The sequence below is a fragment of the Cellulomonas cellasea genome, assembly GCF_030372105.1.
Lineage (GTDB): Bacteria > Actinomycetota > Actinomycetes > Actinomycetales > Cellulomonadaceae > Cellulomonas_A > Cellulomonas_A cellasea_A.
In genome coordinates this window covers 18670-43750 of the sequence record NZ_JAUDBQ010000009.1, presented here as the reverse complement: position 1 = coordinate 43750, position 25081 = coordinate 18670, and the positions used below count along the sequence as shown (strand labels likewise).

Genomic DNA, 25081 nt, shown 5'->3' with positions numbered 1-25081 from the left:
CCCGTGTTCGAACCCCTCGCGCGCCGGCGTCGTCGGCCTGCCCTCATCCTCGGCGCGCTGGCGGCTGCCGGCGCCCTGACGCTGACTGCGGCCTGCTCCACGCCGACCGTGGGCATCCAGGCTGAGGCGGCCGGGACGACGTCGGCCGACTCGGTCGACTGGTCCGACGTGACCCCCGCCAGCGAGATCACGTGGTGGAGCAACCACCCCGGCTCCTCCCAGAAGGTCGAGGAGGAGCTCATCCGCCGGTTCGAGGCGGAGAACCCCGACATCACCGTCAAGCTCGTGACGGCGGGCGCCAACTACGACGAGGTGGCGCAGCGCTTCCAGGCGGCCTCGCAGACGTCCGAGCTGCCGGACCTCGTCATCGCGTCGGACGTGTGGTGGTTCCGGTACCACCTGAACGACCAGATCCTGGCCCTCGACGAGGTCTTCGAGGCGATCGACGCCGACGCGGCGGACTTCAACCCGGCGCTGTACGGCGACTACGAGTACGACGGCGCCCACTGGGCGGCCCCGTATGCCCGCTCGACGCCGCTCTTCTACTACAACAAGGACATGTGGGCGGCCGCCGGGCTGCCGGACCGCGGCCCGGAGACGTGGGCCGAGTTCGCGCAGTGGGGCGCCCAGCTCGACGCGCAGGTGCCCGCGGACAGCGCGCCGCTGGGCCTGGCGACCGGCACGTCCTGGGCGGCGTGGTGGTTCGAGAACATGATCTGGGGCCACGGCGGCGAGTACTCCGACGGATGGGACACGACGCTGACCTCCCCAGAGGCGCTCGAGGCCGGCGAGTTCCTGCGGGACCTGTTCCACGGGAGCAAGGTCGCGACCGTCTCGACGGATGCGAACGCGGACTTCTCGGCGGGGGTGGTGGCCGCGACGATCGGCTCGACGGGCAGCCTCAAGGGCATCCTCGACGCGGCGTCCTTCGAGGTCGGCACGGCGTACCTGCCCGAGGGCCCGGACGGCGGTGGCACGCCCACCGGCGGCACCGGCCTGGCGATCCCGTCGTCGCGCCCGGTGGAGAACCAGCTCGCGGCGGCGACGTTCCTGAAGTTCCTGACGTCCACGGACTCCACGGCGTACTTCTCGCAGAACACCGGGTACATGCCGGTGCGGACGTCGGCGGTGGAGTCCGCGGACATGAAGGCGGTCTACGCGGCGACCCCGCAGTTCCGCACGGCGGTGGACCAGCTCGCCGACCGCGCCCGCTCGCAGGACTGGATCCGGGTGTTCGTGCCGGGCGCGGACCAGATCCTCACCGAGGCGATCGAGCAGATCGTGCTCAAGGGCGTGGACCCGCAGACGGCGTTCGAGGGCATCACCCCGCAGCTCGAGACGGCGTACCGCGAGAACGTGGAGCCGTACCTGTGACCGTCGTGATCGGGCATCGGGGCAACTCCTCGGTGGCGCCGCAGAACACGCTCGCGGCCTTCGAGGCGGCGTGGCGTGCGGGCGCCCACGCGATCGAGATCGACGTGCAGCTCACCGCCGACGGCCAGGTCGTGGTGATCCACGACGACACCGTCGACGCGACCACCGACGGCGCGGGCGAGGTGCGCTCGATGACCGCTGACGAGGTGCGCGGGCTGGACGCCGGGTCATGGTTCTCGCCGGTGTTCGCGGGGCACCGGGTGCCGACGTTCGACGAGGTGCTGGGCCTGATGCTCGAGCGCCCGGGCCTCGACCTGCTGCTGGAGGTCAAGGGGGAGTGGACCGCCGAGCAGGTCCGCCCGGTGACGCAGGCGGTGGCCGCCGCCGGCCTGGGCTCGCGCACCATCGCGCAGAGCTTCTGGCCGGGCACGGTCGCGGCCCTGCGGGAGGCGGCCCCGTCGCTGCGGCGGGGGCTGCTGATCGCGGAGCTCCATGACGACCTGATCGGCCTGTGCCGCGGGCTCGACGTGGTGGCGTGCAACCCGCACGGGCAGTTGCTGCGCGACCATCCGGGCCTGGTGGACGAGCTCCGCGAGGCGGGCGTGGTGGTCATGGTGTGGACGCTCAACGAGCCCGAGCAATGGGCTGCGGCGACGGCCGCGGGGGTTGACGCGATCATCACCGACCGCCCGGACCGGTTGGCGGGCTGGCTCGCCGGGCGGCCCGTCAGGGCGATGGCGGCCTAGCCGCGACAGAGCGCAGGACCCTGGTGGCAGGTGCAGCGGTGGAGACCCTGACATCAGGTGGGAGCAAGTGAGCGGGGCGCGGGACTGGCCGGTGGCCGGGCCCGCGCCCCGCTCTCATTCCGGCCGCCGCGGCCTCCAGGCGCCGGGTCGCCCACTCCCAGGGAGATGTGGTTGACCCGTTACCTCCTGTTTGTGGGATTCCTCCTACTTGGGCGCCGTCTGGCGAGCCCGGTTCGTACCGCAACAACCCCTTTGTCATGGGCAAAAACGACCGACGGTGCTGACACGTGCCCGCAGGTCACGATTTCGATAACGGTATCGATATCGTTTGACACTCCCAGGGTGCACGCGTACAACTGAGCGCGGCAGGCGAACTGCCGAGTAGTCAAAGATGACAAGGAATCCACGATGACGAGGAAGTTTCGCGGCGCGGCGGGCACTGTCGCGCTGAGCGCCACGATCGCGCTCCTGGCCGCCGGCTGTGCCGGCGGCGACGCTAGCGGGTCCAGTGACGGCTCCACGGCCATGACCTTCTGGCACAACTCCACCACCGGCGAGGGCAAGGCCTTCTGGGAGGACACCGTCGCCGACTTCGAGGCGGCCAACCCCGGCGTCACCATCGAGATCCAGGCCATCCAGAACGAGGACATGGACGGCAAGCTCCAGACCGCCCTCAACTCTGGCGACGCCCCGGACATCTTCATGGCCCGCGGCGGCGGCAAGCTCGCCGACGTGGTCGAGGCCGGCCAGGTCATGGACCTCACCGACGCCATCGACGACGCCACGATGTCGGCCCTCGGCGGCGAGGGCGCGTTCAGCGCGTTCACCGTCGACGGCAAGATCTACGGCATGCCGACGGCGGTCCTCCCCGGCGGCATCTACTACAGCAAGGACCTGTTCGCGGCGGCCGGCATCACGTCGACCCCCACGACCATGGACGAGCTCAACGACGCGGTGACCGCGCTCAAGGCCTCGGGCGTCGACCCGATCGCCCTCGGCGCCAAGGACGCGTGGCCCGCAGCGCACTGGTACTACTTCTTCGCGCTGCGCGAGTGCTCGCAGGACACCATCACCGAGGCCGGCTCGACGATGAACTTCGACGACGAGTGCTGGAGCAAGGCGGGCGAGGACCTCGAGGAGTTCGCCGGGACGAACCCGTTCAACAACGGCTTCCTCACGACGTCCGCTCAGCAGGGCGCCGGCTCGTCCGCGGGCCTCATCGCCAACCACAAGGCGGGCATGGAGCTCATGGGCGCCTGGAACACCGGCGTCATCGCCTCCCTCACCCCGGACGAGCAGCCGCTGGCCGACCTCGGCTGGTTCCCGTTCCCCGAGCTCGAGGGCGGCAAGGGTGAGCCCGGCGCGATGATGGGCGGCGTCGACGGCTTCTCCTGCTCGGCCGACGCTCCCAAGGAGTGCGCCGACTTCCTCAACTTCTTCATGCAGAAGGAGTACCAGGAGGGCTACGCGACGGCGTTCCACACCCTGCCGGCTAGCAAGGAGGCCCAGGGCGTCGTGACCGACCCGGCCCTCCAGTCGATCCTCGAGGCCTACAACGAGGCGCCGTACGTCGAGATCTGGATGGACACCACGTTCGGCCAGAACATCGGCAACGCCCTCAACTCCGGTGTCGTCGACATGCTCGCGGGCAAGGGTGACGCCGCCGGCATCGTCAAGTCACTGACCGACGCCGCGGCCAAGGAGTAGCGGAACCATGAGTGACTCCCAGGGCGAGACCTCGCTAGCCACCCAGACTCCGCCCCGGGGTCGCTCGGCGGCAGGGGGCGGCGCCATCACGGCGCCGTCCCCGGCCCGCCGGACCGGACGACGCGGAGGCGCAGACTGGCGCAAGCGCATGGAGATCGCGCTCCTCTCCGGGCCCGCGATCGTCATGTTCCTGATGTTCGTGATCTTCCCCGTGGTGATGGCCGCGTACTACGGCTTCTTCAAGTGGAAGGGCTACGGCGTCCCGACCGACTTCGTCGGATTCGAGAACTACCTGGTCATCTTCCGGGACACCGCGTTCCACGAAGCGCTGATGCACAACGGCTTCATCGTGGTGATGTCCCTGGTGATCCAGGGCCCCGCGGCGATCGTGCTGGCGCTGCTGCTCAACCAGAAGATGCGCGGGCGCTCGTTCATCCGCGTGATGATCTTCGTGCCGTACGTGGTCTCCGAGGTCATCGTCGGCACCGGCTGGGGCCTCATGCTCCAGACCACCGGCGCGGTGAACGACCTGCTGGCCAAGATCGGCCTGCCGGACTGGGCGGTCGACTGGCTCTCCGACCCGGATGTGGCCATCTGGTCGCTGCTGATCATCATCAGCTGGAAGTACGTCGGCTTCGCCGTGATCCTCTTCCTCGCGGGGCTGCAGTCCATCCCCGAGGAGCTGTACGAGGCCGCGTCGATCGACGGCGCCTCCTACTGGCAGATGCAGCGCAGCATCACGCTGCCGCTGCTCGGCCCGACCATGCGGATCTGGGCGTTCCTGTCGATCATCGGCTCATTGCAGCTCTTCGACCTCGTCTACATCATCTGGGGCCAGTACGTGGCCTCCACGGCCGGCACCTCGACGATGGCGACGTACATGGTCGCCAACGGCCGTAACGCCGGCAACTACGGCTACGGCAACGCGGTCGCCGTCGTGCTGTTCCTGATCTCGCTCATCATCGCGCTGGTGTACCAGCGGTACGTGCTCCGGCGGGACACCGAGGGCGCGCTCACCGAAGGGAAGAAGTGATGACGACGATCACCGCTCCGGCCACCGCGACCGCCCGCCGGTCGGGCAAGAAGTCGGGCAACGTCAAGAAGTCGAGGATCGGCCGCGCCGGCCCGATGACCTACGTCATCGCGTACGCGTTCGTGGGCCTGTGCATCGCCCCGGTCCTCTACATCATCATCGGCGGCTTCCGGACGAACGCGCAGATCACCGCCGACCCGTCCGGCTTCCCCAGCCCGTGGCAGATCGGCAACTACGTCGACGTGCTGCGGAGCTCGGTGTTCTGGCAGCAGATCGGCAACTCGGCGATCTCCGCGATCTGCACGACTCTGGGCGTCGTGACGCTGGGCGTGATGGCCAGCTACGTGCTCGCTCGCTACAACTTCGTGGGCCGTGGCGCGATGTACTCGCTGTTCGCGGCGGGTCTGATGTTCCCGATGACGGTGGCCATCACGCCGCTGTACATCCTCATCAAGAACCTGGGCCTGACGAACAACTTGGCGGGCATCATCCTGCCGCAGATCGCCTTCGCCCTGCCGACCACGATCATCATCCTGGTGCCGTTCCTGCAGGCGATCCCCAAGGAGCTCGAGGAGGCGGCGTCCATCGACGGCACGAGCCGCCTCGGGTTCTTCTTCCGGATGGTCGTCCCGCTGTCGATGCCGGGCGTCGTGACCACGGGCATCCTGGCGTTCATCTCCGCCTGGAACAGCTACATGCTGCCGCTGTTCGTGCTCAACAACGAGTCGTCGTACACGCTGCCCCTCGGGGTCCAGTCGTTCGCGTCGCAATACTCGGTCGACACAGCCCGGGTCCTCGCGTTCACGGCGTTGTCGATGATCCCCGCGCTGATCTTCTTCTCGCTCTTCGAGCGGCGGATCGTCGGCGGCCTGACAGGCGCCGTCAAGGGCTGACAGCAGCCCGCCCCCTGCACCACCTCGGCAGCCCTGCCGCAGCCTCGCGGCAGGGCTGCCCGATGACACCCGCGTAACTAGGAGTGACCCCGTGACCGCGAACCCCGCATCCATCCCGTCGATGCCCGAGGTGTCGGAGCGCGTGCGCGCCCTGCACGCCCAGATGACCCTCGAGGAGAAGCTCGCCCAGATCGTGGGCTACTGGCTCGACCAGGGTGGCAACGTGGTGGCCCCGATGCAGGGCGAGATGGGGGCCAGCCAGAAGGGCTCCGACGCGGTCGCCGAGATCACCGAGCATGGGCTCGGCCACTACACGCGGGTCTACGGCACCCGCCCGGTGGAGCCCGTCGAGCGCGCGGCCTGGCTGTGGAACGAGCAGCGCCGGCTCAAGCGCGAGACCCGCCTGGGCATCCCCGCGCTGGTCCACGAGGAGTGCCTGACGGGCCTCGCCGCGTGGAAGGCGGCGACCTTCCCGACGCCCCTCGCGTGGGGCGCGGCGTTCGACCCCGAGCTCGTCTACGAGATGGGCGCGGTGATCGGCGAGTCCATGCGCGAGCTCGGCGTCCACCAGGGCCTGGCCCCGGTGCTCGACGTGGTCCGCGACCCCCGCTGGGGCCGGGTGGAGGAGTGCATCGGCGAGGACCCGTACCTGGTCGGCACGGTGGGCACCGCCTACGTGCGCGGCCTCCAGGAGTCCGGCGTGCACGCCACCCTCAAGCACTTCATCGGCTACTCCGACTCGAAGGCCGGCCGCAACCACGCGCCCGTGTCCGCCGGTCCCCGTGAGATCGCAGACATCCTCATGCCTCCCTTCGAGATGGCGATCGTCGACGGCGGCGCGAAGTCCGTCATGAACTCGTACACCGACGTGGACGGCGTGCCCATCGCGTCCAGCGCCGAGTACCTCACCGACATCCTGCGCGGCCGGCTCGGCTTCGACGGGGTCGTGGTCGCCGACTACTTCGCCGTCGCGTTCCTGCAGGTCATGCACGCCATCGCCGCCGATCGTGGCGAGGCCGCCGCGCAGGCGCTCGAGGCCGGCATCGACATCGAGCTGCCCACCGGCGACGCGTACCTCGAGCCGCTCGCGGAGCGCATCCGCGCCGGCGAGTTCGACGAGGCCTACGTGGACCGGGCCGTGCTGCGCGCGCTGCGGCAGAAGGAGGAGCTTGGCCTGCTCGACGCCGACGCGTTCGAGGACGAGCCCCCCACGCAGATCGACCTCGACTCCCCGCGCCACCAGGCCATCGCGCGCCGCCTCGCCGAGGAGTCCGTGGTGCTGGTCGCTAACGACGGCGTGCTGCCGCTGAACCGGCAGGAGTCGGCGCCGCAGCGTGTCGCGGTCGTCGGCCCCAACGCGCACCGCCACGAGGCCATGCAGGGCTGCTACTCGTTCGCGAACCACGTGCTGGGGCAGTACCCTGACCACGAGATCGGGTTCTCCATCCCGACGGTGCTCGAGGCGTTCCAGGGCGGTGCCTTCGCGGGAGCCGGGATCGCGCAGCCGGAGGTCGTCTTCGCCGAGGGCTGCACCGTCGAGGGCGCCGACACCTCCGGCTTCCAGGCGGCCGTCGACGCCGCGAACGCGTCCGACGTGACGGTCGTCGTCGTGGGCGATCAGGCCGGGCTGTTCGGGCGCGGCACCGTGGGCGAGGGCAACGACTCGGAGTCCCTCGAGCTGCCGGGTGTGCAGCGCGAGCTCGTCGAGGCGCTGGTCGCCACCGGCAAGCCCGTGGTGATGGTGCTGCTCACCGGCCGCCCGTACGCCATCGGCTGGGCGCTCGACGGCGACCAGCCCCGCCCGGCCGCCGTGCTGCAGGCGTTCTTCCCCGGCGAGGGCGGTGGCCTGGCCATCGCCGACGTCGTCACCGGCGCCGTCAACCCGTCCGGGCGCCTGCCCGTGTCGATGCCGCGCTCCACGGGCGCGCAGCCGTACTCCTACCTGCACCCGATCCTGGGCGGCCCGTCCGACGTGACGGCCACCGACCCGACGCCGTTGCGGCCCTTCGGCTTCGGCCTGTCGTACACGTCGTTCCAGTACTCCGACCTGGCCGTCGACGGCGAGGTCGCGTCCGACGGCACGTTCGCGGCGTCGGTGACGGTGTCCAACACGGGCTCGGTGGCCGGATCGGACGTCGTGCAGCTGTACGGGCATGACGTGCTGGGCTCGATCGCCCGTCCGGTCGTCCAGCTCCTCGGCTACACGCGTGTCGAGCTCGCGGCCGGCGAGTCCGCGCGCGTGACGTTCAGCGTGCCCACCACCCGATTCGCGTTCACCGATCGCCGCATGGTCAAGATCGTCGAGCCCGGCGACGTCGAGGTGTGGGTCGGCTCGCACGCGTCGGCCTCCGCGGCGGAGGTCGCCGTCGAGGAGTCCACGGGCGGCGCCATCGTCAGCGAGAAGCCGATCGAGAAGACGGAGATCCCCGGCGCCGCGACCCCGCGCGCGACCGTCCGCATCGTCGGCGAGGCGCACCCGGTGACGATCGCCGACGCGCGCATCGTCGATGTGGAGGTCGTGACGGCATGACTGTGGTGCGGAACCCGGTGCTGCCCGGCTGCTACCCGGACCCGTCGATCTGCCGGGTCGGCGACGACTTCTACCTGGTGACCTCGACGTTCGAGTACCTCCCCGGGCTGCCCGTGTTCCGCAGCAAGGACCTGGCGCACTGGGAGCAGATCGGCCACGTCGTCGACCGCGCCGGACAGCTCGACTACAGCGGCATCGCGTCGTCGGGCGGGCTGTACGCCCCGACGCTGCGGCACCACGACGGGGTGTTCTGGCTGGTCTGCACGCTGGTGGACCAGCAGGACGAGTCGCGCGGCGGGAACTTCCTGATGACGGCGACGGACCCGGCCGGGCCGTGGTCCGACCCGGTGTGGCTCGACGTGGACGGCATCGACCCGTCGATCTTCTTCGACGACGACGGCCGGGTGTGGGTGCATGGCACGCGCCTGGCCCGCGACCCCGAGTGGTTCCACCAGACCGAGGTGTGGCTGCGCGAGCTCGACCCGCAGACCAAGGCCCTGACCGGGCCCGAGCACATCCTGTGGACGGGGGCCGTGCGCGGCGCCGTGTGGGCGGAGGGACCGCACCTGTACAAGGTCGACGGCGCCTACTACCTGCTCGCCGCCGAGGGCGGCACCGAGATCCACCACGCCATCTCCGTGGCGCGCGCCGAGTCCGTCACCGGCCCCTACGTCGGCAACAAGGGCAACCCGATCCTCACGCACCGGCACCTGGGCCGTGGGGTCGACGTCGTCGGCGTCGGCCACGCCGACCTGGTGCAGGACGCCGACGGCGCCTGGTGGGCCGTGCTGCTCGCCATGCGCCCCTACGGCGGCTACCACTACAACCTCGGCCGCGAGACGTTCCTCGTGCCCGTGACCTGGGAAGACGGGTGGCCGGTGTTCGCCCCCGGGCAGGGCCGCGTCCCGTCGCAGGTCGAGGCGCCGACCCGTGGGGACGCGCAGCCCGGCATCGCCCAGGGCCACGAGAGCGGCGTCATCTGCCCCCATGACCCGCGCTGGACGGCGCTGCGCCACCTCCCCACTGAGCTCGCGACCCCGCGCGGCGACGGGTGGGACCTCCCGCTGCGGCCCGACACCCTCGCCGACACGGGCGCCCCCGCGTTCCTCGGCGTGCGGCAGCAGCACATGGACGTTGACGTGCGCGTCACGTTCCACGCTGACCTGGCCGTCGGGGAAGACGTTGGCCTGGCGGTGCGGCAGTCCGAGCAGGACCACGTCCGGGTGTTCGTCACCCGCGACGCCCCCGCCGACGCCCCCGCTCGGCGAGTCGTCGCCGTCCACCGGCAGGGCGGCGTCGAGACGGTGCTCGGCGAGGCACGGCTGCTCGACGACCAGGGCCCCGTCACCCTGACCGTCAGCGCCCGCGGCCAGGACTACCGCCTCCTCGTCGGCGCCCCCGGCGAGGAGCCCGTCACCGTCGCGGTGGCCGACGGCCGCACCCTCGACAGCGTCGCCACCGGCGGGTTCCTCGGGCTGTGGCTCGGGGTCTACGCCACCAGCAACGGCCGCCCGACGTCGACCACCGCCCACGTGGAGCGCTTCGAGTACCTGCCAGCGCACTGAGCGCAGTCCCCGAGCGCTATTAGGCTCAATCGTGTCAGCGATGGACACATGCGACTCGGGGGGCTGTGAGCATGGCAGGTCCGATCGGTCCTATTCCTCTTCCGACGCCGCAGACCCTGCACTACATCGCCTCGGTGAAGGGGTCCTCAACCCGAGGCAAGCGGTGGCGCACCGCCGCGTTCCTCTGCGACCTCGGCGGCCTGCTCCTCGTGCTGGCCGCCTGGGCCTCCTACCGCCCAGGCGTTGCGCCGACCGCGCTCGTCGTGGGTTGTGTCGCGCTCGTCGTCTCCTCCGTCGCACTGGTGCGTTCCTGGACGACGAGTGCGCGAATCCCTGCCGCCGCCTGGGTGTCCATCGCCCTGGCGATCCTCGGAGTGGCCGCCTTCGCGTGACCCGAAGACGTGTGAAGTGATGCTCTGGGATGGTGCTCTCAGCGGAGGTGGACGTCGAGCGCGTCGACGAGGGCGCGTGCGTGGCGCAGCATCGCCGTGACTGTCTCGATGCTCAGGTATGAGGTGCCGTAGTGGGCATTTCCCTTGTCCCGCAGGACGCGTCGCAGCGACTGCGCCAGGGCTGGCCCACCGGGGACGGTGGCGATGAGGTCGGCCGCTTGCCCATGGTCTTGGCCGTGGGCGCAGAAACCGAGTCGGGCGCCGCAGATGGCGTCAGACGCGGCGATCGACGCGAGTGCGGCGAGCCCGGCGGCAACCTGACGGTCGGCTGGGTCGGAGCCCATCACGATGTCGCCGACTTCCAGGTACTTGCGCGCTGTCGTGGCGCGCACCAGCACGTCCGCTGACGTCATCGTGCGCGTCCTGGGGGATCCGCGGGGATTCATGAGGCCGCGAGGAGTGGGGTGACGTCCTGGCCGGCGAGTGGTCGGGCATCCGCGCGGAGCGTGTCGATGATCGGATCGCCAGCGACGCGCGCATCGGCCAGGTGTGCGCTTGTCGTCAGATAGATCTGCACGTCCTGTCCGGTCCATCTCCGCGCCTGGAGGGCGAGATCGTCCGCGAAGGCCTGCGCGTTCTCGTCCAGAAGCGGGGTCACGACGAGCAGGTCCATGTCGGACTCGAGGTCGGCGTCACCGCGCGCGACGGATCCGAAGACGGCAACCGACACGGTCGCTGCCAGGTCCGGGTCCGGATAGTGAAGGTCGATCACGCCTGCTGTGCGCGATCGGAGCTCGTGCCACGGGTCGAGGTGCTGGAACGCCGCGTCGATTGCCGGGAAGGTGAGGTGGGCGCGATTCAGGTCGTAGAGCACCGAGCCGCCCACGCGGGTCGCCGTCACGATCCCCTGGTCCACGAGGCGTAGGAGCGCGTAGCGGACGCCTGTGGGTGTGCCCGTGCGGGCGACGCGGTGCGCCTGGGCGCCCGTCAGGGGCGTTCCGGCCCGCCAGAGGGAGCGGAGCAGGGCGCCTTCGAGTCCGCTCCCGAACACTCGCTCAGGATGGTTCCAGTCCATCAGTCATCCGTTCGCCACCGCGCATCCATCGGCAATATCTTGCCGATGGATGCAATGCATTGCAAGGCTCAGTGGCCGAGGGAGGCGACGACCAGGGCCATCGCGACCGCGGGAATCGTCATCACCGGCAGGATCCACGGGACCAGCGCGGCGGCGCGGGCATTCTTGCGGCGCACGTCCTCAGGGTCGTCGAAGGGGCCGGCGATCACGTCGGGCTCGATGGGCACGCCTCGGATGGCCTCCCAGCAGGGAGGCGCCAGGAGCAGCGCTAGGCCGGCGGGGAGCAGCGTCACCGCGGGCACGGTCACCAGCGTCTGGTCGAGGGTGATCTGGGCTGCGCCCACCGCCGCGAACGCCGCCATGAGCATGGCTGCCAAGCGCCAGGTGGAGCGGTGCGTCGCGTCGACCATGCGGGAGATCGCCACCGCGAGCCCCAGCACGAGGGGGATGCTGACCGCGAGCCCGAGCGTGAGGCTGGGGTTCTTGCCCGACGCCCAGTCGGATGCCGCGGTGATCGTCACCAGCATCCCGGCCAGCGAGACGCCGAGTCGCAGCAGTTGTGCCCGGGACGTGTTCGTCGCGGGCTCGGTGGAGGGCGGGAACGGGAGGGACTGCGCGTACTCGCGGGCGTCGCCGAACGCCTCGGAGGCGGTCTCATTCGACTCGGCGCAGTAGGACTCCACCTGCGCGAGCGCGTCGCCGATCTGTGCCCCGGTGGCGTCCCGGTGCCGCAGGGTCAGGATGAAGTCGTCGCGCCAGCGACGCGGAACGAGCTGCTGCGGGGTCACGGTGTGTCCTCTCGGTCCGGGGTCCTGTGCACCGCGCCGCCAGTGGCGATCTGCGTGGTCAGGGCGGTGAACGCGCTCCACTGCTCGGCCTGGCGTGATCGGGCGAGCGTCCCCGCCTCGGTGAGCTGGAAGTACTTCCGGCCCGGGCCGCCTTCGCCGGCGCGCCATTCGACACTGACGTGCCCGGCCTGTTCGAGGCGCGCGAGCAGCGGGTAGAGCGTCCCGCCCTTGACTGTGCCGAGCCCGAGCGCCTCGAGCCGCGCGGTGATCGCGTAGCCGTAGGTGGGCCCCTCCGCGAGCACGGCGAGCACGCACACCTCCAGGGCTCCGCGCAGCCATTCGCTGGGCCAGGGAGACGTGGACACGCGCTAGACAGTAGGGCTATCTAGTCAGCCTGTCTATCTAGCATCCCTGGCCGGGCTCGGTGGACCTCTCGCCGGACGGCGGAGCCGTTCCTAGGCTGGGTCCGATGCAGGGGGGCGTCGATGGCGGTGATCCGCACGGACCGTGGGCTGGACCGGCTCGTCAACTTCTCCGACGCAGCCGTCGCGATCGCGATCACGCTGCTCGTGCTGCCGCTCGTCGACCTGCTCACGGATGGCTCGGAGTACTCGGTCTCCTCGCTCCTGAATGACGACGGCCAGACATTCTTCGCGTTCGCCATCAGCTACGTCGTCATCGCGAACTTCTGGGAGGGGCACCATCGGGTCTTCGAGCACCTGAGCGACTACTCGCGGGCGATGCTGTGGGCCAACTTCCTGTGGCTCGCGAGCATCGTGCTCATCCCGTTCACCACGCAGCTCCTGGCCGACCAGGGCACGAACGACCCCGCGGTCAACGCCCTGTACATCTCCACCATGATCGTCACCACCGGCAGCCTGCTGCTCATCGAGTGGCTGGCCGTGCGCGACCCCCAGCTCCAGCGCGCCGAGGTCCGCGGCGCGCTCGACGTCCGCGGAGCGGCCCTGGCGCTCGTCCTGCTGCTCATCGCGCTCGTGCTCGTCGTCGTCGTGCCCGCCGTGGGCTTGTTCTGGCTGTTCCTGCTCTTCCTCTCCGGCCCGCTCGACCGGCTCGCACGGCGCTGGTCAGGGCGCCGCGAGACCACGCATGGCCGCCCCGACGGGTGACTCCGCCTGCGGGACGCCCGGGCCGACCCGGTCACGGTGTCGGCTCGGCCGCTCACCGTCAGGTCGGCGGCGCCGCGCTCGACGACGACCGTGGCCAGGCCCGGCGCCCCCTGTGTCACGGGGTGGCCTACCGCCGGGTGACGCGCACCCGCCAGGCGCCGGGGGTGGTGTCGAGGTACTCCACGTCGAGGGCGCCGCGGGCCTCGGTGTCGAGCTGGTGCAGCAGGTTGATGGGCTCGCCGGACGTCACGATGACGAGGCTGCCGTCGGCGGGCACGGAGCCGAACACCGCGAGTGCCGTGGAGGAGCGGATGCCGAGCGGGACGTTGCGCACGTCGAGCACCATCTCGCCGGAGGCCGCATCGGGCTGGCCGTGCTCAGGGGTGGCGGTCTCGGGCTGGCCCTGGTGGCCGCAGCCGCAACCCTTGCCGCCACGGCCCCTGCCGCCTCCGCCCCCGCCTCCGCAGCCCGAGCGGGCTGGCGCGTCACCAGGCCGGCCCAGCGGGACGATCGGCAGTGATGTCGACATGGGGGGCATGCTCTCCTCCGAGGCTTGACCTGCGCCCGACGGTGGGCGCATTCCAGCATCACCTCGGCCTGCCGCGAGAACGTGGGACCAAGGGCCACCCCGTACAGGACGAATGCCGCAAAACCGGGCACACTCTGTGTCATGAGCGAAGAAGCGAAGGAGGCGGGGGGCCCTGTCGACGACGACGGCTTCCGCCCCGCCCCTGGCGTGTGGCCCACCCTGAGCTATCGCGACGCCGAGGCCGCGATCTCCTACCTCGTGGACGTGGTGGGGTTCGTGGTCAGCGTGGTGGAGCGTGGTGACAAGGACCGGCCGGTGCAGCACGCCGAGCTGTTGTGGCCGTATGGCGGCGGCATCATGCTCGGCACTGACCAGGCGGATGGCCGGTGGTCGGGCGCCGTGGGCGGGCCCGGCACCTCCACGGCCTATCTCGCGGCGCCGGTGGCCACGGTCGCCGACATCGCCGGGCGGGTGGCGGGCGCCGGTTGGACGATCAGCCAGCCGCTGGCGGACACCGGGTACGGCGCCGTGGGGTTCACGTTCCTGGACCCGGAGGGCAACGCGTGGAACCTGGGCACCTACGTCGGGGCGGGCTTCTAGGCGATGCCGTCGGCGGTGGGTGTGGCTGGCGCGTGCCGGTCGAGGAACTGGTAGACCTCGGTCGAGTCGACTCCGGGGAACGCCCCGGACGGCAGCGCGGCGAGCATGCTCGCGTGTGGGCGGGCGCTCGGCCAGGACTTGTCGGCCCAGCGCAGGGTGAGGGCCTCGGGCGGACGGCGGCAGCAGGCCGGATCGGGGCAGCGCGACACCGCGCGCTCGGTGGTCTCCCGTCCCCGGAACCAGCGCACATGCTGGAACGGCACCCCGACGGACACCGAGTACTCGCCCTCGGGTGAGCCGTGCACGCGTGAGGTGCACCAGTACGTGCCCGACGACGTGTCCGTGTACTGGTAATACGGGCTGAACCGGTCGGGGATCGTGAACACCGTCCAGGCGGTCCATTGCTTGCAGACGGGCTGCCCCTCGATGGCGCCGAGCGGGTCGGAGGGGAACCGCACCCCGTCGTTCTCGTACGCCTTGTGCAGCGTGCCGCCCTCGTGGACCTTCATGAAGTGCACCGGCACGTCGAGGTGGCGGGTCGCGAGGTTGGTGAACCGGTGCGCGGCCGTCTCGTAGGTCACCGCGAACGCGTCACGGAGGTCCTCGATGGAGACCCGCCGCTCGGCCTTGGCCTCGCGCAGCAGTGCCACGGCGCCGTCCTCGGGGAGCATCAACGCGGCGGCCAGGTAGTTCGCCTCGACGCGCTGGCGCAGGAAGTCGCCGTAGTCGCGCGGCTCGGAATGCCCGAGCACGTGGCTGGCCAGCGCCTGCAGCAGCGTGGACCGGGGGTCGCTGGTGGCGGTGAGGCCGTGCGGCAGGTAGATGCGGCCGTGCGCCAGGTCGGTCACGGACCGGGTGGAGTGCGGCAGGTCGTGGACGTAGTGCAGCGTGAAGCCGAGGTGCGCGGCGATGTCCGCGGTGGCGCGCTGCGACAGGGGGCCGCCCTGATGGTCGATGGCGCCCAGCAGCCGCCTGGCGTGGTCCTCCAGGTCGGGGAAGTAGTTGTCCTGGGCGCGCATGGTGTCGCGCAGCTCGGCGTTGGCGCGGCGGGCCTCCTCGGGGGTGGCGGCCTTCTCGGTGAGGAGCCGCTGCACCTCGGCCTGCAGGCGGACGAGGGCCTCCAGGGCGTCGCTCGGCAGCGACCGGCCGACCTTGACCGTCGGCACGTGCAGCGACGCGAACAGCGGGCCGCGCTGGGCGCGCTCGAGCTCGACCTCCAGGGCGGCGCGGCGGGTGGGCGGCTCGTCGCGCAGCAGCTCGGCGAGCGGGACGCCCAGCGCGGTGGCGACCTGCTGGAGTAGCGACAGCTTCGGCTCGCGGTGGCCGTTCTCCAGCATGGACACCTGGGACGCGGCACGGCCGATGGCGGCGCCGAGCTCGTCGAGGGTGAGCCCTCGGGCGGTGCGCAGATGGCGGATGCGACGGCCCAGGACGAGCGTGTCGAGCCCGTCATCGGCGGCCTGCGGAGGCGTCGTCGTCATCGCCCCACGGTCCCAGCACGCCATTGCTTCTGTCGAGCAGAAGTATCCCGATTCTTCTGCTTCGTCCGGCGGTGAAGAGGGGTTGTCCTTCCCGGAAAGTGGAGTCATCGGCACCCGACAGATCCACCGGAGGAGCATCGTGAGCACCGAGACGACGACGACACGGACCACTGCCACGGCCGCGCACGCGCCGGGCGACCAGACCCAGACGGCCGCCGAGCTGGAGCAGGAGTGGGCCACCGACCCGCGCTGGGCCGGCATCCGCCGCGACCACACGGCGCGGGACGTCATCACGCTGCGCGGCTCCGTCCGCGAGGAGCACACGCTCGCCCGCAGGGGGGCCGAGCGGCTCTGGGGGCTGCTGCACAGCCGCGAGTGGGTCCCCGCGCTGGGCGCCCTCACCGGCAACCAGGCCGTCCAGCAGGTCAAGGCCGGCCTCGAGGCGATCTACCTGTCCGGCTGGCAGGTGGCCGCCGACGCCAACCTCTCCGGCCAGACGTACCCGGACCAGAGCCTCTACCCGGCGAACTCCGTGCCCGCCGTGGTGCGCCGCATCAACAACGCGCTGCTGCGCGCCGACCAGGTCGAGTCCTCCGAGAACGGCGGCCAGCGCACCCGGGAGTGGCTCGCGCCGATCGTCGCGGACGCCGAGGCCGGGTTCGGCGGCCCGCTCAACGCCTACGAGCTGATGGCCTCGATGATCGCCTCGGGCGCCGCGGGGGTGCATTGGGAGGACCAGCTCGCCGCCGAGAAGAAGTGCGGCCACCTGGGCGGCAAGGTGCTGGTGCCGACCAGCCAGCACGTGCGCACCCTGTCCGCCGCGCGCCTCGCCGCCGACGTCGCGGGCATCCCGACGATCATCATCGCCCGCACCGACGCGCTCGCGGCGGACCTGCTCACCTCCGACGCCGACCCGCGCGACGCCGAGTTCCTCACCGGCGAGCGCACCGTCGAGGGCTACCACCGGGTGCGGCCCGGCCTGGACGCCGTCGTCGCGCGCGCCGAGGCGTATGCCGACTACGCGGACCTCATCTGGGTGGAGACGTCCACCCCGGACCTCGGCCTCGCCGCCGAGTTCGCCGAGCGCATCCACGCCACGCACCCCGGCAAGCTGCTGGCCTACAACTGCTCGCCGTCCTTCAACTGGCGCGCGGCCTTGGACGACGCGCAGATCGCGCGGTTCCAGAAGGAGCTCGCGGGCCTGGGCTACGCGTTCCAGTTCATCACCCTGGCCGGCTTCCACGCCCTCAACCACTCGATGTTCACGCTGGCCCGCGGCTACGCCGAGCACGGCATGACCGCCTACGTCGAGCTGCAGGAGGCCGAGTTCGCCTCCGAGGCCGCCGGGTACACCGCGACCCGCCACCAGCGCGAGGTCGGCACCGGCTACTTCGACAAGGTCGCCACGGCGCTCAACCCGAACAGCGCGACGCTCGCGCTGGCCGGGTCCACCGAGGCCGCGCAGTTCCACGCGACGCACTGACGCACACATCCCACGAGACAACGCCCGAGCACGACCCCCGAGAGGAGCACGTCATGACCATCCTGGCCCCGGCCGCGAACCCGACGCTCGAGATCACCGGACCCGCAGTGGTGGGCGGCGAGCAGGTCCTCACGCCCGAGGCCCTCGACTTCGTCGCCGCGCTGCACACCCGGTTCGCCGGGCCCCGCCACGATCTGCTGCTGGCCCGTCAGCGCCGGCGCGAGCGGTTCGCCAACGGACTGGACCCCGACTTCCGGCCCGAGACGGCGCACATCCGCGACGACCCGACGTGGCGTGTCGCAGGCCCCGGCCCGGGCCTGGAGGACCGCCGGGTCGAGATCACCGGCCCCACCGACCGCAAGATGACAGTCAACGCGCTGAACTCCGGCGCGAAGGTGTGGCTCGCCGACCTGGAGGACGCCACGTCGCCCACCTGGGAGAACATCGTGGGCGGCCAGCACAGCCTGGCGAATGCCATCCGCGGCCGCGCGGACTTCACCGCCGAGGACGGCCGCGAGTACACAGTGGGGGAGACCACGCCGACCATCGTGATGCGCCCGCGCGGCTGGCACCTGGCCGAGCGGCACATCCAACTCACGGACGGCGCGGGCCAGCGCTCATCGGCGTCCGCGAGCCTGGTCGATGCCGGCCTGTACCTGTTCCACAACGCGCAGGCGCTCATCGACTCCGGGCGCGGGCCGTACCTGTACCTGCCGAAGCTCGAGGGGCACCTCGAGGCGCGGCTGTGGAACGAGGTCTTCCTGTTCACCGAGGACCGGCTCGGCATCCCCCGCGGCACGATCCGCGCCACGGTGCTCATCGAGACCATCACGGCGGCCTTCGAGATGGAGGAGATCCTCTACGAGCTGCGCGAGCACTGCGCGGGCCTCAACGCGGGCCGCTGGGACTACATCTTCAGCATCATCAAGAACTTCCGTGCCCGGGGCGCCCGGTTCGTGCTGCCCGATCGCGCGAAGGTCACGATGACCGTCCCGTTCATGCGCGCCTACACCGAGCTGCTCGTCGCGACGTGCCACCGGCGTGGGGCGCACGCCATCGGCGGCATGTCGGCGTTCATCCCCAACCGCCGCGACCCGGAGGTCACCGCGCGTGCGCTCGCGCAGGTCCGCGCCGACAAGGAGCGCGAGGCCGGCCAGGGGTACGACGGCACGTGGGTGGCCCACCCCGACCTGGTGCCCGTCGCCCGCGCGGTCTTCGACGAGGCACTCGGCTCGCGCCCGGACCAGCGGCACCGGCTCCGCGAGGACGTGCGCGTCACCGCCGCCGAGTTGCTCGACGTCGCGTCGGCCGGGGGCGGCGAGCCGGGCGCCGTGACCGACGCCGGGCTCCGCGGGAACGTCTCCGTCGGGCTGCGGTACCTCGAGGCGTGGCTGCGCGGATCGGGGGCCGTCGCCATCGACAACCTCATGGAGGACGCCGCCACAGCGGAGATCTCTCGCTCGCAGATCTGGCAGTGGGCGCACCAGGGGACCGTCACCGCCGAGGGCACCGCCATCACCCGCCGACACGTCGCCGAGGTGCTGCGCGACGTGCTCGGGTCGCTGCCACGCTTCGAGGGCGACAGGTACGACGACGCGGCGGACCTGTTCGAGCAGGTCGCGCTCGCGGACGAGTACCCGACGTTCCTCACCGTCCCGGCGTACACGCAGTTCCTCGTCGCGCGACCCTGACCCTGCCCACGGCGGGCGGCGCCGTCCCGATTGTCGGGTGGGCGCCGCCCGTCCAGGATGGGCTCATGGCCGACTCACACCCCGTCCTGGTCACCGGTGGCACCGGAACGCTCGGACGCGCCGTCGTCCACACGCTGCTCGACGTCGGGCTGCCGGTGCGGGTGCTCAGCCGCCACCCGGCGTCGCCGCACGTCCCGGTGGAGGTCGAGTGGGCCATCGGCGACCTGCTCACCGGCGAGGGCCTGGACGACGCGTTCGCAGGCGTCTCGGCGGTGGTGCACTGCGCGACCGACCCGCGTCAGGGCCGCGACGTCGAGGCCGCCGCCCGGCTGCTGATGGCGGCCCGCGCCGCCGAGGTCCCGCACCTGGTGTACATCTCCATCGTCGGCGTCAACCAGGTGCCGTTCCCGTACTACAGGACGAAGCTGCAGGTCGAAGACCTGATCGAGCACGGCGGCGTGCCCTGGACCATCCTGCGGGCCACGCAGTTCCACGACCTGGTCGACACGATGCTGGGGACGCTGACCTTCGGCCCCGTCACGGTGGTCCCGTCTGGCACCAGCGACCAGCCCGTGGACGTGCGTGAAGTCGCCGCACGCCTCGTGGGACTCGTGGGCGCCGGGCCGTCGGGGCGAGTCACCGACATGGGCGGCCCCGAGGTGCTCGACATCACCGACATCGCCCGGCAGCGGAACGGCGCGCTGGGCCGGCGCGGCACAGTGTGGGCGGTGCCGTTCCCGGGCCAGACCGCCGCTGCGTTCCGGGCGGGCGGACACCTGGCGCCGGAGCACGCTGACGGGCAGATCACGTACGCGCAGCACCTCGCGCGGCGGCGGCCAGGGCGGTGACGGGCGCCGCGGGAACGGTGTGAGAAAACCCCTGGACCGCACCCAGGTGGCAGTCGTAGCGTCGACTCACACGGGAAAGGAGGTGGTCCTGAAGTGAATTTTCTTCGGACGCGTGAGGTGACTGTCCGCTAGTCGCCCGATCAGTCGGACGGATTGCTGATCCGCCCGCTGGCCCGCCGGTCCACCCGGCTGGGCGGCGAGCGAATCTCCGGCAGTCACCGCAGCCCGTGGGAGCCGCGACCTCGTCCTTCGCGGCAGGGCCCCTGTCAGGGGCCCAGCCCACGGGCTGTTCCCTGCCCGGGCCCGCTTAGCGCGGTTCACAGGCGGGAAGGTCCCCCGCACACGCCGCGGAGCGGGAAGATGGACGCATGCCTCAGCTCAAGACCCCCGCCGAGATCACCGCGATGCGCCCCGCCGGCAAGTTCGTGGCCCGCGTGCTCACCTCGCTGCGCGACGTCGCGAAGGTGGGGGTGAGCCTGCGCGACCTGGACGCCCACGCGCACCGGCTCATCGACGAGGCGGGCGCCCACTCCGTGTACCTCGGCTACCACCCGTCGTTCGGCGCCATCCCGTACCCGGGTGTGCTGTGCACGTCGGTCAACGACGCCGCGCTGCACGGGCTGCCGTCGGACTACGTGCTCGTCGACGGTGACGTGCTGAGCATCGACTTCGCCGCGCAGGTCGAGGGGTGGGTCGCGGACTCCGCGATCACGTTCCAGGTCGGCACGCCCAGCCCGGCCGCGACCCAGCTCATCGAGACCACCGAGCGCGCACTGGCGGCCGGGATCGCCGCCGCGCGGCCCGGCAACCGGATGGGTGACATCTCCGCGGCCATCGGCGCCGTGGGCCGGGCCGCCGGATACGGCATCAACGCCGACTTCGGCGGGCATGGCGTGGGCCGCACGATGCACGAGGACCCGCATGTGGCGAACCTGGGCCGCGCGGGCACCGGCATGCGGCTCAAGCCGGGCCTGGTCATCGCCATCGAGCCGTGGTTCATGGCCGGCGGCGACGAGTACGTCATCGACTCCGACGGCTGGACGATCCGCACCGCCGACGGGTCGCTCGCGGCCCACGCCGAGCACACCATCGCCATCACCAAGGACGGGCCCGTCGTGCTGACGGCCCGGCAGGACTCGGCTCAGGGCAGGTAGAACCCCGGCGCCCGCCCGAGGCTCCCTGTGCTGGGCGCGTAGACGTGGTGCTCCAGCACCGACCCGTCGGTGTCCTGCACCTCGTGCGAGGCGCCCAGGTCGATGGCGATGGCGCGCCCCGCGGCCTTCGCCGCGACGAAGCTGCTGTAGGCGATGCCCTGTTGCAGGCCGTCGACCATGTTCAGCCAGTCCGGTGCGTCATAAACAGTGCGTACGTGGATCACTCGTGCCCCCCGAGCCGTCGGGAACCGCTTCGTCCCCGTTCGTCCATCCTTGCCTGGGCGCCCCAGGCCCGCCACCGGGGTCACGGCAGGCCGCGGAGCCTCTCCCAGGCGCCCGGGTTCGCGGCCAGCCACTCGGCGAACGTCTGCGCGGGATGGCCGGTGAGCCGTCGGACGGCGGAGGACACCACCTCGAGGTCCCCGTTCGCAATTGCGGTGTACGACGTCACCCAGCCGTCCAGCTCGAACTGCGGCGCCCCGAACGACTCGCGTGAGGCGTACGCCTCCTCGACGGTCTCGGGGACGTAGACGATCGACCGTCCGGCGGCGCGGGACATCTGGGCGGCGGCCTCGGCCAGCGAGATCGCCTCAGGACCGGTGAGGTCGTAAACCTGATCGGCGTCGATGTCCGGGATCGCGTCGAGCAGCACAGCGGCCGCGGCGTCGGCGACGTCGTCATGCGCCACGCAGCCGACCCGCCCCTCGCCGCCCGGGCCGCGGATGACGCCGTCGTCCCCCACCAGACGGGGCAGCATCACGTCGTAGAAGTTGTCCCGCAGGAAGGTGCAGCGCAGTCCCGTCGCGCGGATGTGCTCCTCGGTGGCCCAGTGGTCCCGCGCGAACGTGAACGTGGCATCGGGCGCGGCGCCAACGAACGACACGTACACGATGCGGCTCACCCCAGCCGCGACGGCGCTGTCGACGGCCGCAATGTGCTGGGCGACGCGGTTCGGCGCCTCCCGGCCGGACACCAAGAACAGGGTGTCGACGCCGGTCAGCGCCGCGCGCATGCCCGCGTCGTCGTCATACCCCCCGATGGCCGCCACCTGGGCGCCCGGCAGGTCCGGCGCGTGCGCGGCGTTCCGCACCAGGAGCCGCTGCTCCGCCCCTGCCGCTGCGAGACGTTCCGCGACCCGGCCGCCGAGCAGCCCAGTCGCGCCGGTGATGCCGAGAAGAGTCGCCATCTGCCGAACGTACGCGCGGGGGTGGGGTGAGGCGAGCCGGCCCCCCGCCCGCGGGGCTCGATGACGCGGCGACCCCGGGCACGGCTGCCATCCGTCGGCGATGATGGAGCGGTGAGCACCCCGTACCGGATCATGACGGTCTGCACCGGCAACATCTGCCGGTCCCCGATGGCGGAGGTCGTGCTGCGTCAGCGGTTCGACGACGCAGGGCTCGGGGACATGGTGGTCATCGACTCCACAGGCATCAGCGACGAGGAGCACGGCAACCCCATCGACCGCCGTGCCGCGACAGTGCTCGCCGCCCACGGGTACGAGGTCCCCAACCGGCGCGCCCACCAGGTGACCGCCGCCGACCTGCGCGAACGCGACCTTGTGCTCGCGATGACGTCGGTGCACGAACGGTCCCTGCGGCGCCTCGCCGGGGCCAGCGACGTCGCCCGCCGCATCCGCCGCTACCGCGAGTTCGACCCGACGGTGTCACCGCAGGCGCCAGACCGTGAGCTCGACGTGGCCGACCCCTGGTACGGGGACATGTGCGGATTCGAGGAGTGCCTCGCGATGATCGAGGCCGCCGCCGACACCATCGTCGCCCACGTGCGCGACCAGGTGGCCGAGCGCGCCGTCAGCGGCCGCCCCGACTGACCACGCCAGGGCGGCGCATCGCCTCCCGACTGGCCTCTCCCGGCTCGGAATGGGGCTGGGGTGGAGCCCCGCACAGCGGCAGGATGGCGTCATGAAGGTCTCGCGCCGCTCCCAGGTCCCCGCATTCGCCGTGATGGAGATCATCGCCGCCGCCAACGCGCGGCGAGCCGCGGGCCGGCCCGTGCTGAACCTGTGCGCCGGTGAGCCGTCCACCGGCGCATCGGACGTCGTGCGAGAGCGCGCCGCCCAGATGCTCGAGGCCGGGGACCTCGGCTACACCGAGTCACTCGGGGCACCCGCCCTCCGCGCGGAGATCGCCGCGCACTACGGCCGCTGGTACGGGCTCGACATCCACGCCGACCAGGTGGCCGTCACCACCGGGTCGTCCGGCGGTTTCATGGTCGCGTTCCTCGCCGCCTTCGACGTCGGCGACCGGGTGGCCCTGGCCAGGCCCGGGTACCCCGCATACAAGAACATCCTCACGTCGCTGGGCTGCGAAGTCGTCGAGCTGCCCTGCGGGCCCGAGACCCGCTACCAGCCGACAGTCGCCCAACTCGAGGCCCTCGACGAGCCCATCGCCGGCCTCGTCGTCGCCAGCCCCGCCAACCCCACCGGCACGATGATCGAGGCCGACGCGCTCGCGGACCTCGCCGGCTGGTGCGCCGACCACGAGGTGCGCCTGATCAGCGACGAGATCTACCACGGCATCACCTACACCGACGCGCAGGTCGCCACCGCGGCCCAGTACCGGCACCAGGGCGCCGTAGTGGTGAACTCCTTCTCCAAGTACTGGGCGATGACCGGATGGCGCCTCGGATGGCTGGTGCTGCCCGACGACCTGCTCGCCCCCGCCGACGCGCTCGCCTCCAACGTCTCGCTCTGCCCACCGGCGCTCGCCCAGCACGCCGGCATCGCCGCCTTCAGCCCCGAGGGGTACGCCGCCGCCAAGTCGAACGTCGACCGCTACGCCGCTGCCCGATCCCTGCTGCTCTCCCGCCTTCCCGAGCTCGGCTGGACCCGCGTCGCGCCCGCCGACGGCGCCTTCTACCTGTACGCCGACATCTCCGACTCCGGACTCGACTCCACCACCTGGTGCGCCCGCCTCCTCGACGAGGCCGACGTCGCCCTCACCCCGGGCGTCGACTTCGACGCAGTCGACGGCCACGACTGGGTGCGACTGTCCTTCGCGTCCTCCCTCGAGGTCGTCGACGAGGCGGTCAACCGGATCATCGACTGGCAGGCGCGGCTCTAGCACTGCGCGCTCTCGGGACGCCGTCCTCCGAGCCGATCCCCTCCGACAACCCGGCCACCACGTACGGCCATCTGGCCTCCGTTCCCACAAGGGCCGTTCGGTTAGCAGCCGGGTGCTGTGGGGTCGTCGTGGCAGGTGTCGGCGACGAGGTGGGAGCGGGATTCGTGGATGGTCACGGGTGGGTGGGTTGTGGTGGTGGTGGCGGTTCCGTTGATGGGGCGCCAGGTGGTGGTCCCAGCGATGAGGTACTCGCCTGACCAGGTGGTGGTGAGGGTGATGGTGTAGGCGCCTAGGCGGGGGTAGGGGTGGCCGATGACGCCTGGGGGGAAGGTTCCGGCGCGGACGCGTCCGGTGGTGGGGAACGGTTCGCCGGGGTGGGCGGTGGTGATGGTGGCGCCGTCGCCGTAGTCCCAGGTGTACTCGGTGGGGGTGGCGCGCACGGTGATGGGGAAGCCCAGGAGTGTGGTGGGGAGCTCTTGGGTGGTGGGGGTGGCGGTGACCACGATGCCGAGGCCGGTGAGGAGGTTCGGGTCGTTGGGGTGGAGTTGGGTGGTGGTGGGGGCCAGGGGCAGGCGGCGGAAGTCCTCGGCGGTGAACGCGGGCAGAACGTCTTGGGGGCAGGACGCGTCGGCGACCTTGGTCCAGGGGCCCCAGGGGTCGTTGGGGGTGGTGCGGGTGTGGCGCCATAGGTGCAGCAGTGGTGGGTATTCGCCGCAGTCGGGCAGGGGGACCGCGCCGTCCGCCGGCGGGCAGGGACCGTTCTCTGCTGGGTAGGGCAACCCCGCTCCCTCGCACTGCTCCATGCGCTTGTACTCGGTGAGCACCGCCGCCGGATCACCAGCCGCCTTCGCCGCTGCATGGGCCACTTCCGCAGCGTGAGCCTCGCGCCCAACGAGGTCGACACTGGATCCCGTTGCCTCACCGAAGATGCTTGGGACGGGCTTCGAAGGCGCTGGATCACCGCACGGCGCAAGGGCAGCGGAAT

The 25081-nt window shown here is 71.3% G+C and carries 25 protein-coding genes; 16 read left to right on the top strand and 9 right to left on the bottom strand.

The window, feature by feature from the left end; all coding sequences use genetic code 11:
- Positions 1 to 3: 3 nt before the first annotated feature.
- The 8 genes from QUV83_RS09975 (at position 4) to QUV83_RS09940 (ending at position 10240) form a co-directional block, all read left to right on the top strand.
- Entirely contained in the window at positions 4 to 1374 is a 1371-nt protein-coding gene (locus tag QUV83_RS09975; RefSeq protein WP_289564319.1) for an ABC transporter substrate-binding protein, read from the top strand.
- Entirely contained in the window at positions 1371 to 2120 is a 750-nt protein-coding gene (locus tag QUV83_RS09970) for a glycerophosphodiester phosphodiesterase (protein WP_289564317.1), read from the top strand. The genes QUV83_RS09975 and QUV83_RS09970 overlap by 4 nt, the downstream gene beginning before the upstream one ends.
- Before the next feature lie 408 nt (positions 2121 to 2528).
- The gene (locus tag QUV83_RS09965; protein WP_289564315.1) at positions 2529 to 3827 is read left to right on the top strand and encodes an extracellular solute-binding protein; all 1299 of its coding nucleotides are present in this window, start codon (positions 2529 to 2531) and stop codon (positions 3825 to 3827) included.
- 7 nt (positions 3828 to 3834) lie between these two features.
- Complete coding sequence (locus QUV83_RS09960) at positions 3835 to 4860, top strand: carbohydrate ABC transporter permease (RefSeq protein ID WP_289564313.1); 1026 nt, start codon at positions 3835 to 3837, stop codon at positions 4858 to 4860.
- Positions 4860 to 5753, top strand: coding sequence for a carbohydrate ABC transporter permease (locus tag QUV83_RS09955; protein WP_066583148.1), 894 nt, complete (start codon positions 4860 to 4862; stop codon positions 5751 to 5753). The genes QUV83_RS09960 and QUV83_RS09955 overlap by 1 nt, the downstream gene beginning before the upstream one ends.
- 121 nt (positions 5754 to 5874) lie before the next feature.
- Positions 5875 to 8283, top strand: coding sequence for a glycoside hydrolase family 3 N-terminal domain-containing protein (locus QUV83_RS09950; RefSeq protein WP_289564474.1), 2409 nt, complete (start codon positions 5875 to 5877; stop codon positions 8281 to 8283).
- Complete coding sequence (locus QUV83_RS09945) at positions 8280 to 9848, top strand: glycoside hydrolase family 43 protein (RefSeq protein WP_289564312.1); 1569 nt, start codon at positions 8280 to 8282, stop codon at positions 9846 to 9848. The genes QUV83_RS09950 and QUV83_RS09945 overlap by 4 nt, the downstream gene beginning before the upstream one ends.
- A 134-nt stretch (positions 9849 to 9982) precedes the next feature.
- The gene (locus tag QUV83_RS09940; RefSeq protein ID WP_289564310.1) at positions 9983 to 10240 is read left to right on the top strand and encodes a hypothetical protein; all 258 of its coding nucleotides are present in this window, start codon (positions 9983 to 9985) and stop codon (positions 10238 to 10240) included.
- 38 nt (positions 10241 to 10278) lie between these two features.
- On the opposite strand, the gene QUV83_RS09935 is transcribed toward QUV83_RS09940, so the two are convergent.
- The 4 genes from QUV83_RS09935 to QUV83_RS09920 all read right to left on the bottom strand — a co-directional run bounded on the left by QUV83_RS09935 (position 10279) and on the right by QUV83_RS09920 (position 12468).
- Positions 10279 to 10653: a hypothetical protein gene (locus QUV83_RS09935; RefSeq protein ID WP_289564309.1), complete on the bottom strand. Its 375-nt coding sequence runs from the start codon at positions 10651 to 10653 to the stop codon at positions 10279 to 10281.
- Between the two features lie 29 nt (positions 10654 to 10682).
- Complete coding sequence (locus QUV83_RS09930) at positions 10683 to 11141, bottom strand: nucleotidyltransferase domain-containing protein (protein ID WP_289564308.1); 459 nt, start codon at positions 11139 to 11141, stop codon at positions 10683 to 10685.
- 242 nt (positions 11142 to 11383) lie between these two features.
- Complete coding sequence (locus QUV83_RS09925) at positions 11384 to 12103, bottom strand: hypothetical protein (RefSeq protein WP_289564306.1); 720 nt, start codon at positions 12101 to 12103, stop codon at positions 11384 to 11386.
- The gene (locus QUV83_RS09920; protein WP_289564305.1) at positions 12100 to 12468 is read right to left on the bottom strand and encodes a PadR family transcriptional regulator; all 369 of its coding nucleotides are present in this window, start codon (positions 12466 to 12468) and stop codon (positions 12100 to 12102) included. Before QUV83_RS09920 ends, QUV83_RS09925 begins: the two co-directional genes overlap by 4 nt.
- 120 nt (positions 12469 to 12588) lie before the next feature.
- Here QUV83_RS09920 and QUV83_RS09915 point away from each other — a divergent pair, with 120 nt between their 5' ends.
- On the top strand, positions 12589 to 13230 hold the full coding sequence (locus tag QUV83_RS09915) for a TMEM175 family protein (RefSeq protein WP_289564303.1): 642 nt from the start codon (positions 12589 to 12591) through the stop codon (positions 13228 to 13230).
- Between the two features lie 127 nt (positions 13231 to 13357).
- Here the strand turns inward: QUV83_RS09915 and QUV83_RS09910 are convergent, their stop codons facing one another.
- Positions 13358 to 13759, bottom strand: a complete 402-nt coding sequence (locus tag QUV83_RS09910; RefSeq protein ID WP_289564302.1) for a DUF2249 domain-containing protein — start codon at positions 13757 to 13759, stop codon at positions 13358 to 13360.
- Positions 13760 to 13900: 141 nt separating this feature from the next.
- Here QUV83_RS09910 and QUV83_RS09905 point away from each other — a divergent pair, with 141 nt between their 5' ends.
- Positions 13901 to 14359 carry a VOC family protein gene (locus QUV83_RS09905; RefSeq protein WP_289564301.1) on the top strand — a complete coding sequence of 153 codons (459 nt, stop codon included), beginning with the start codon at positions 13901 to 13903 and terminating at the stop codon, positions 14357 to 14359.
- Here QUV83_RS09905 and QUV83_RS09900 read toward each other — a convergent pair.
- A complete protein-coding gene (locus tag QUV83_RS09900) occupies positions 14356 to 15840 on the bottom strand; it encodes an XRE family transcriptional regulator (RefSeq protein ID WP_289564299.1) in 1485 nt (494 codons plus the stop codon). The genes QUV83_RS09905 and QUV83_RS09900 overlap by 4 nt on opposite strands.
- Before the next feature lie 139 nt (positions 15841 to 15979).
- Here QUV83_RS09900 and aceA point away from each other — a divergent pair, with 139 nt between their 5' ends.
- The 4 genes from aceA to map all read left to right on the top strand — a co-directional run bounded on the left by aceA (position 15980) and on the right by map (position 21016).
- Positions 15980 to 17323: an isocitrate lyase gene (aceA, locus tag QUV83_RS09895; protein ID WP_289564297.1), complete on the top strand. Its 1344-nt coding sequence runs from the start codon at positions 15980 to 15982 to the stop codon at positions 17321 to 17323.
- Between the two features lie 53 nt (positions 17324 to 17376).
- The gene (gene aceB, locus QUV83_RS09890) at positions 17377 to 19014 is read left to right on the top strand and encodes a malate synthase A (RefSeq protein WP_289564296.1); all 1638 of its coding nucleotides are present in this window, start codon (positions 17377 to 17379) and stop codon (positions 19012 to 19014) included.
- 65 nt (positions 19015 to 19079) lie between these two features.
- A complete protein-coding gene (locus tag QUV83_RS09885; protein WP_289564295.1) occupies positions 19080 to 19862 on the top strand; it encodes an SDR family oxidoreductase in 783 nt (260 codons plus the stop codon).
- Positions 19863 to 20230: 368 nt separating this feature from the next.
- Positions 20231 to 21016, top strand: coding sequence for a type I methionyl aminopeptidase (gene map / locus QUV83_RS09880; protein WP_289564294.1), 786 nt, complete (start codon positions 20231 to 20233; stop codon positions 21014 to 21016).
- Here map and QUV83_RS09875 read toward each other — a convergent pair.
- Complete coding sequence (locus QUV83_RS09875; protein ID WP_289564293.1) at positions 21004 to 21195, bottom strand: hypothetical protein; 192 nt, start codon at positions 21193 to 21195, stop codon at positions 21004 to 21006. The genes map and QUV83_RS09875 overlap by 13 nt on opposite strands.
- A 125-nt stretch (positions 21196 to 21320) precedes the next feature.
- Positions 21321 to 22202, bottom strand: coding sequence for an SDR family oxidoreductase (locus QUV83_RS09870; protein ID WP_289564292.1), 882 nt, complete (start codon positions 22200 to 22202; stop codon positions 21321 to 21323).
- Positions 22203 to 22313: 111 nt separating this feature from the next.
- Here QUV83_RS09870 and QUV83_RS09865 point away from each other — a divergent pair, with 111 nt between their 5' ends.
- Entirely contained in the window at positions 22314 to 22844 is a 531-nt protein-coding gene (locus tag QUV83_RS09865) for a low molecular weight protein-tyrosine-phosphatase (protein WP_289564290.1), read from the top strand.
- Positions 22845 to 22935: 91 nt separating this feature from the next.
- Positions 22936 to 24096, top strand: coding sequence for an aminotransferase class I/II-fold pyridoxal phosphate-dependent enzyme (locus QUV83_RS09860; RefSeq protein ID WP_289564289.1), 1161 nt, complete (start codon positions 22936 to 22938; stop codon positions 24094 to 24096).
- A gap of 101 nt (positions 24097 to 24197) precedes the next feature.
- Here the strand turns inward: QUV83_RS09860 and QUV83_RS09855 are convergent, their stop codons facing one another.
- On the bottom strand, positions 24198 to 24962 hold the full coding sequence (locus QUV83_RS09855; RefSeq protein WP_289564288.1) for a hypothetical protein: 765 nt from the start codon (positions 24960 to 24962) through the stop codon (positions 24198 to 24200).
- Between the last annotated feature and the right edge of the window lie 119 nt (positions 24963 to 25081).

Bases quoted from the DNA above. Each gene is read 5' to 3' on its own strand.
- QUV83_RS09965 (WP_289564315.1), top strand. From the start codon at position 2,529: ATGACGAGGAAGTTTCGCGGCGCGGCGGGCACTGTCGCGCTGAGCGCC.
- QUV83_RS09955 (WP_066583148.1), top strand. From the start codon at position 4,860: ATGACGACGATCACCGCTCCGGCCACCGCGACCGCCCGCCGGTCGGGC.
- QUV83_RS09915 (WP_289564303.1), top strand. From the start codon at position 12,589: ATGGCGGTGATCCGCACGGACCGTGGGCTGGACCGGCTCGTCAACTTC.
- QUV83_RS09885 (WP_289564295.1), top strand. From the start codon at position 19,080: ATGGCCGACTCACACCCCGTCCTGGTCACCGGTGGCACCGGAACGCTC.
- QUV83_RS09875 (WP_289564293.1), bottom strand. From the start codon at position 21,195: ATGGTCGACGGCCTGCAACAGGGCATCGCCTACAGCAGCTTCGTCGCG.
- QUV83_RS09945 (WP_289564312.1), top strand. From the start codon at position 8,280: ATGACTGTGGTGCGGAACCCGGTGCTGCCCGGCTGCTACCCGGACCCG.
- QUV83_RS09950 (WP_289564474.1), top strand. From the start codon at position 5,875: ATGCCCGAGGTGTCGGAGCGCGTGCGCGCCCTGCACGCCCAGATGACC.
- QUV83_RS09905 (WP_289564301.1), top strand. From the start codon at position 13,901: ATGAGCGAAGAAGCGAAGGAGGCGGGGGGCCCTGTCGACGACGACGGC.
- map (WP_289564294.1), top strand. From the start codon at position 20,231: ATGCCTCAGCTCAAGACCCCCGCCGAGATCACCGCGATGCGCCCCGCC.
- QUV83_RS09960 (WP_289564313.1), top strand. From the start codon at position 3,835: ATGAGTGACTCCCAGGGCGAGACCTCGCTAGCCACCCAGACTCCGCCC.
- QUV83_RS09900 (WP_289564299.1), bottom strand. From the start codon at position 15,840: ATGACGACGACGCCTCCGCAGGCCGCCGATGACGGGCTCGACACGCTC.
- QUV83_RS09860 (WP_289564289.1), top strand. From the start codon at position 22,936: ATGAAGGTCTCGCGCCGCTCCCAGGTCCCCGCATTCGCCGTGATGGAG.
- QUV83_RS09910 (WP_289564302.1), bottom strand. From the start codon at position 13,759: ATGTCGACATCACTGCCGATCGTCCCGCTGGGCCGGCCTGGTGACGCG.
- QUV83_RS09935 (WP_289564309.1), bottom strand. From the start codon at position 10,653: ATGACGTCAGCGGACGTGCTGGTGCGCGCCACGACAGCGCGCAAGTAC.
- aceB (WP_289564296.1), top strand. From the start codon at position 17,377: ATGACCATCCTGGCCCCGGCCGCGAACCCGACGCTCGAGATCACCGGA.
- QUV83_RS09870 (WP_289564292.1), bottom strand. From the start codon at position 22,202: ATGGCGACTCTTCTCGGCATCACCGGCGCGACTGGGCTGCTCGGCGGC.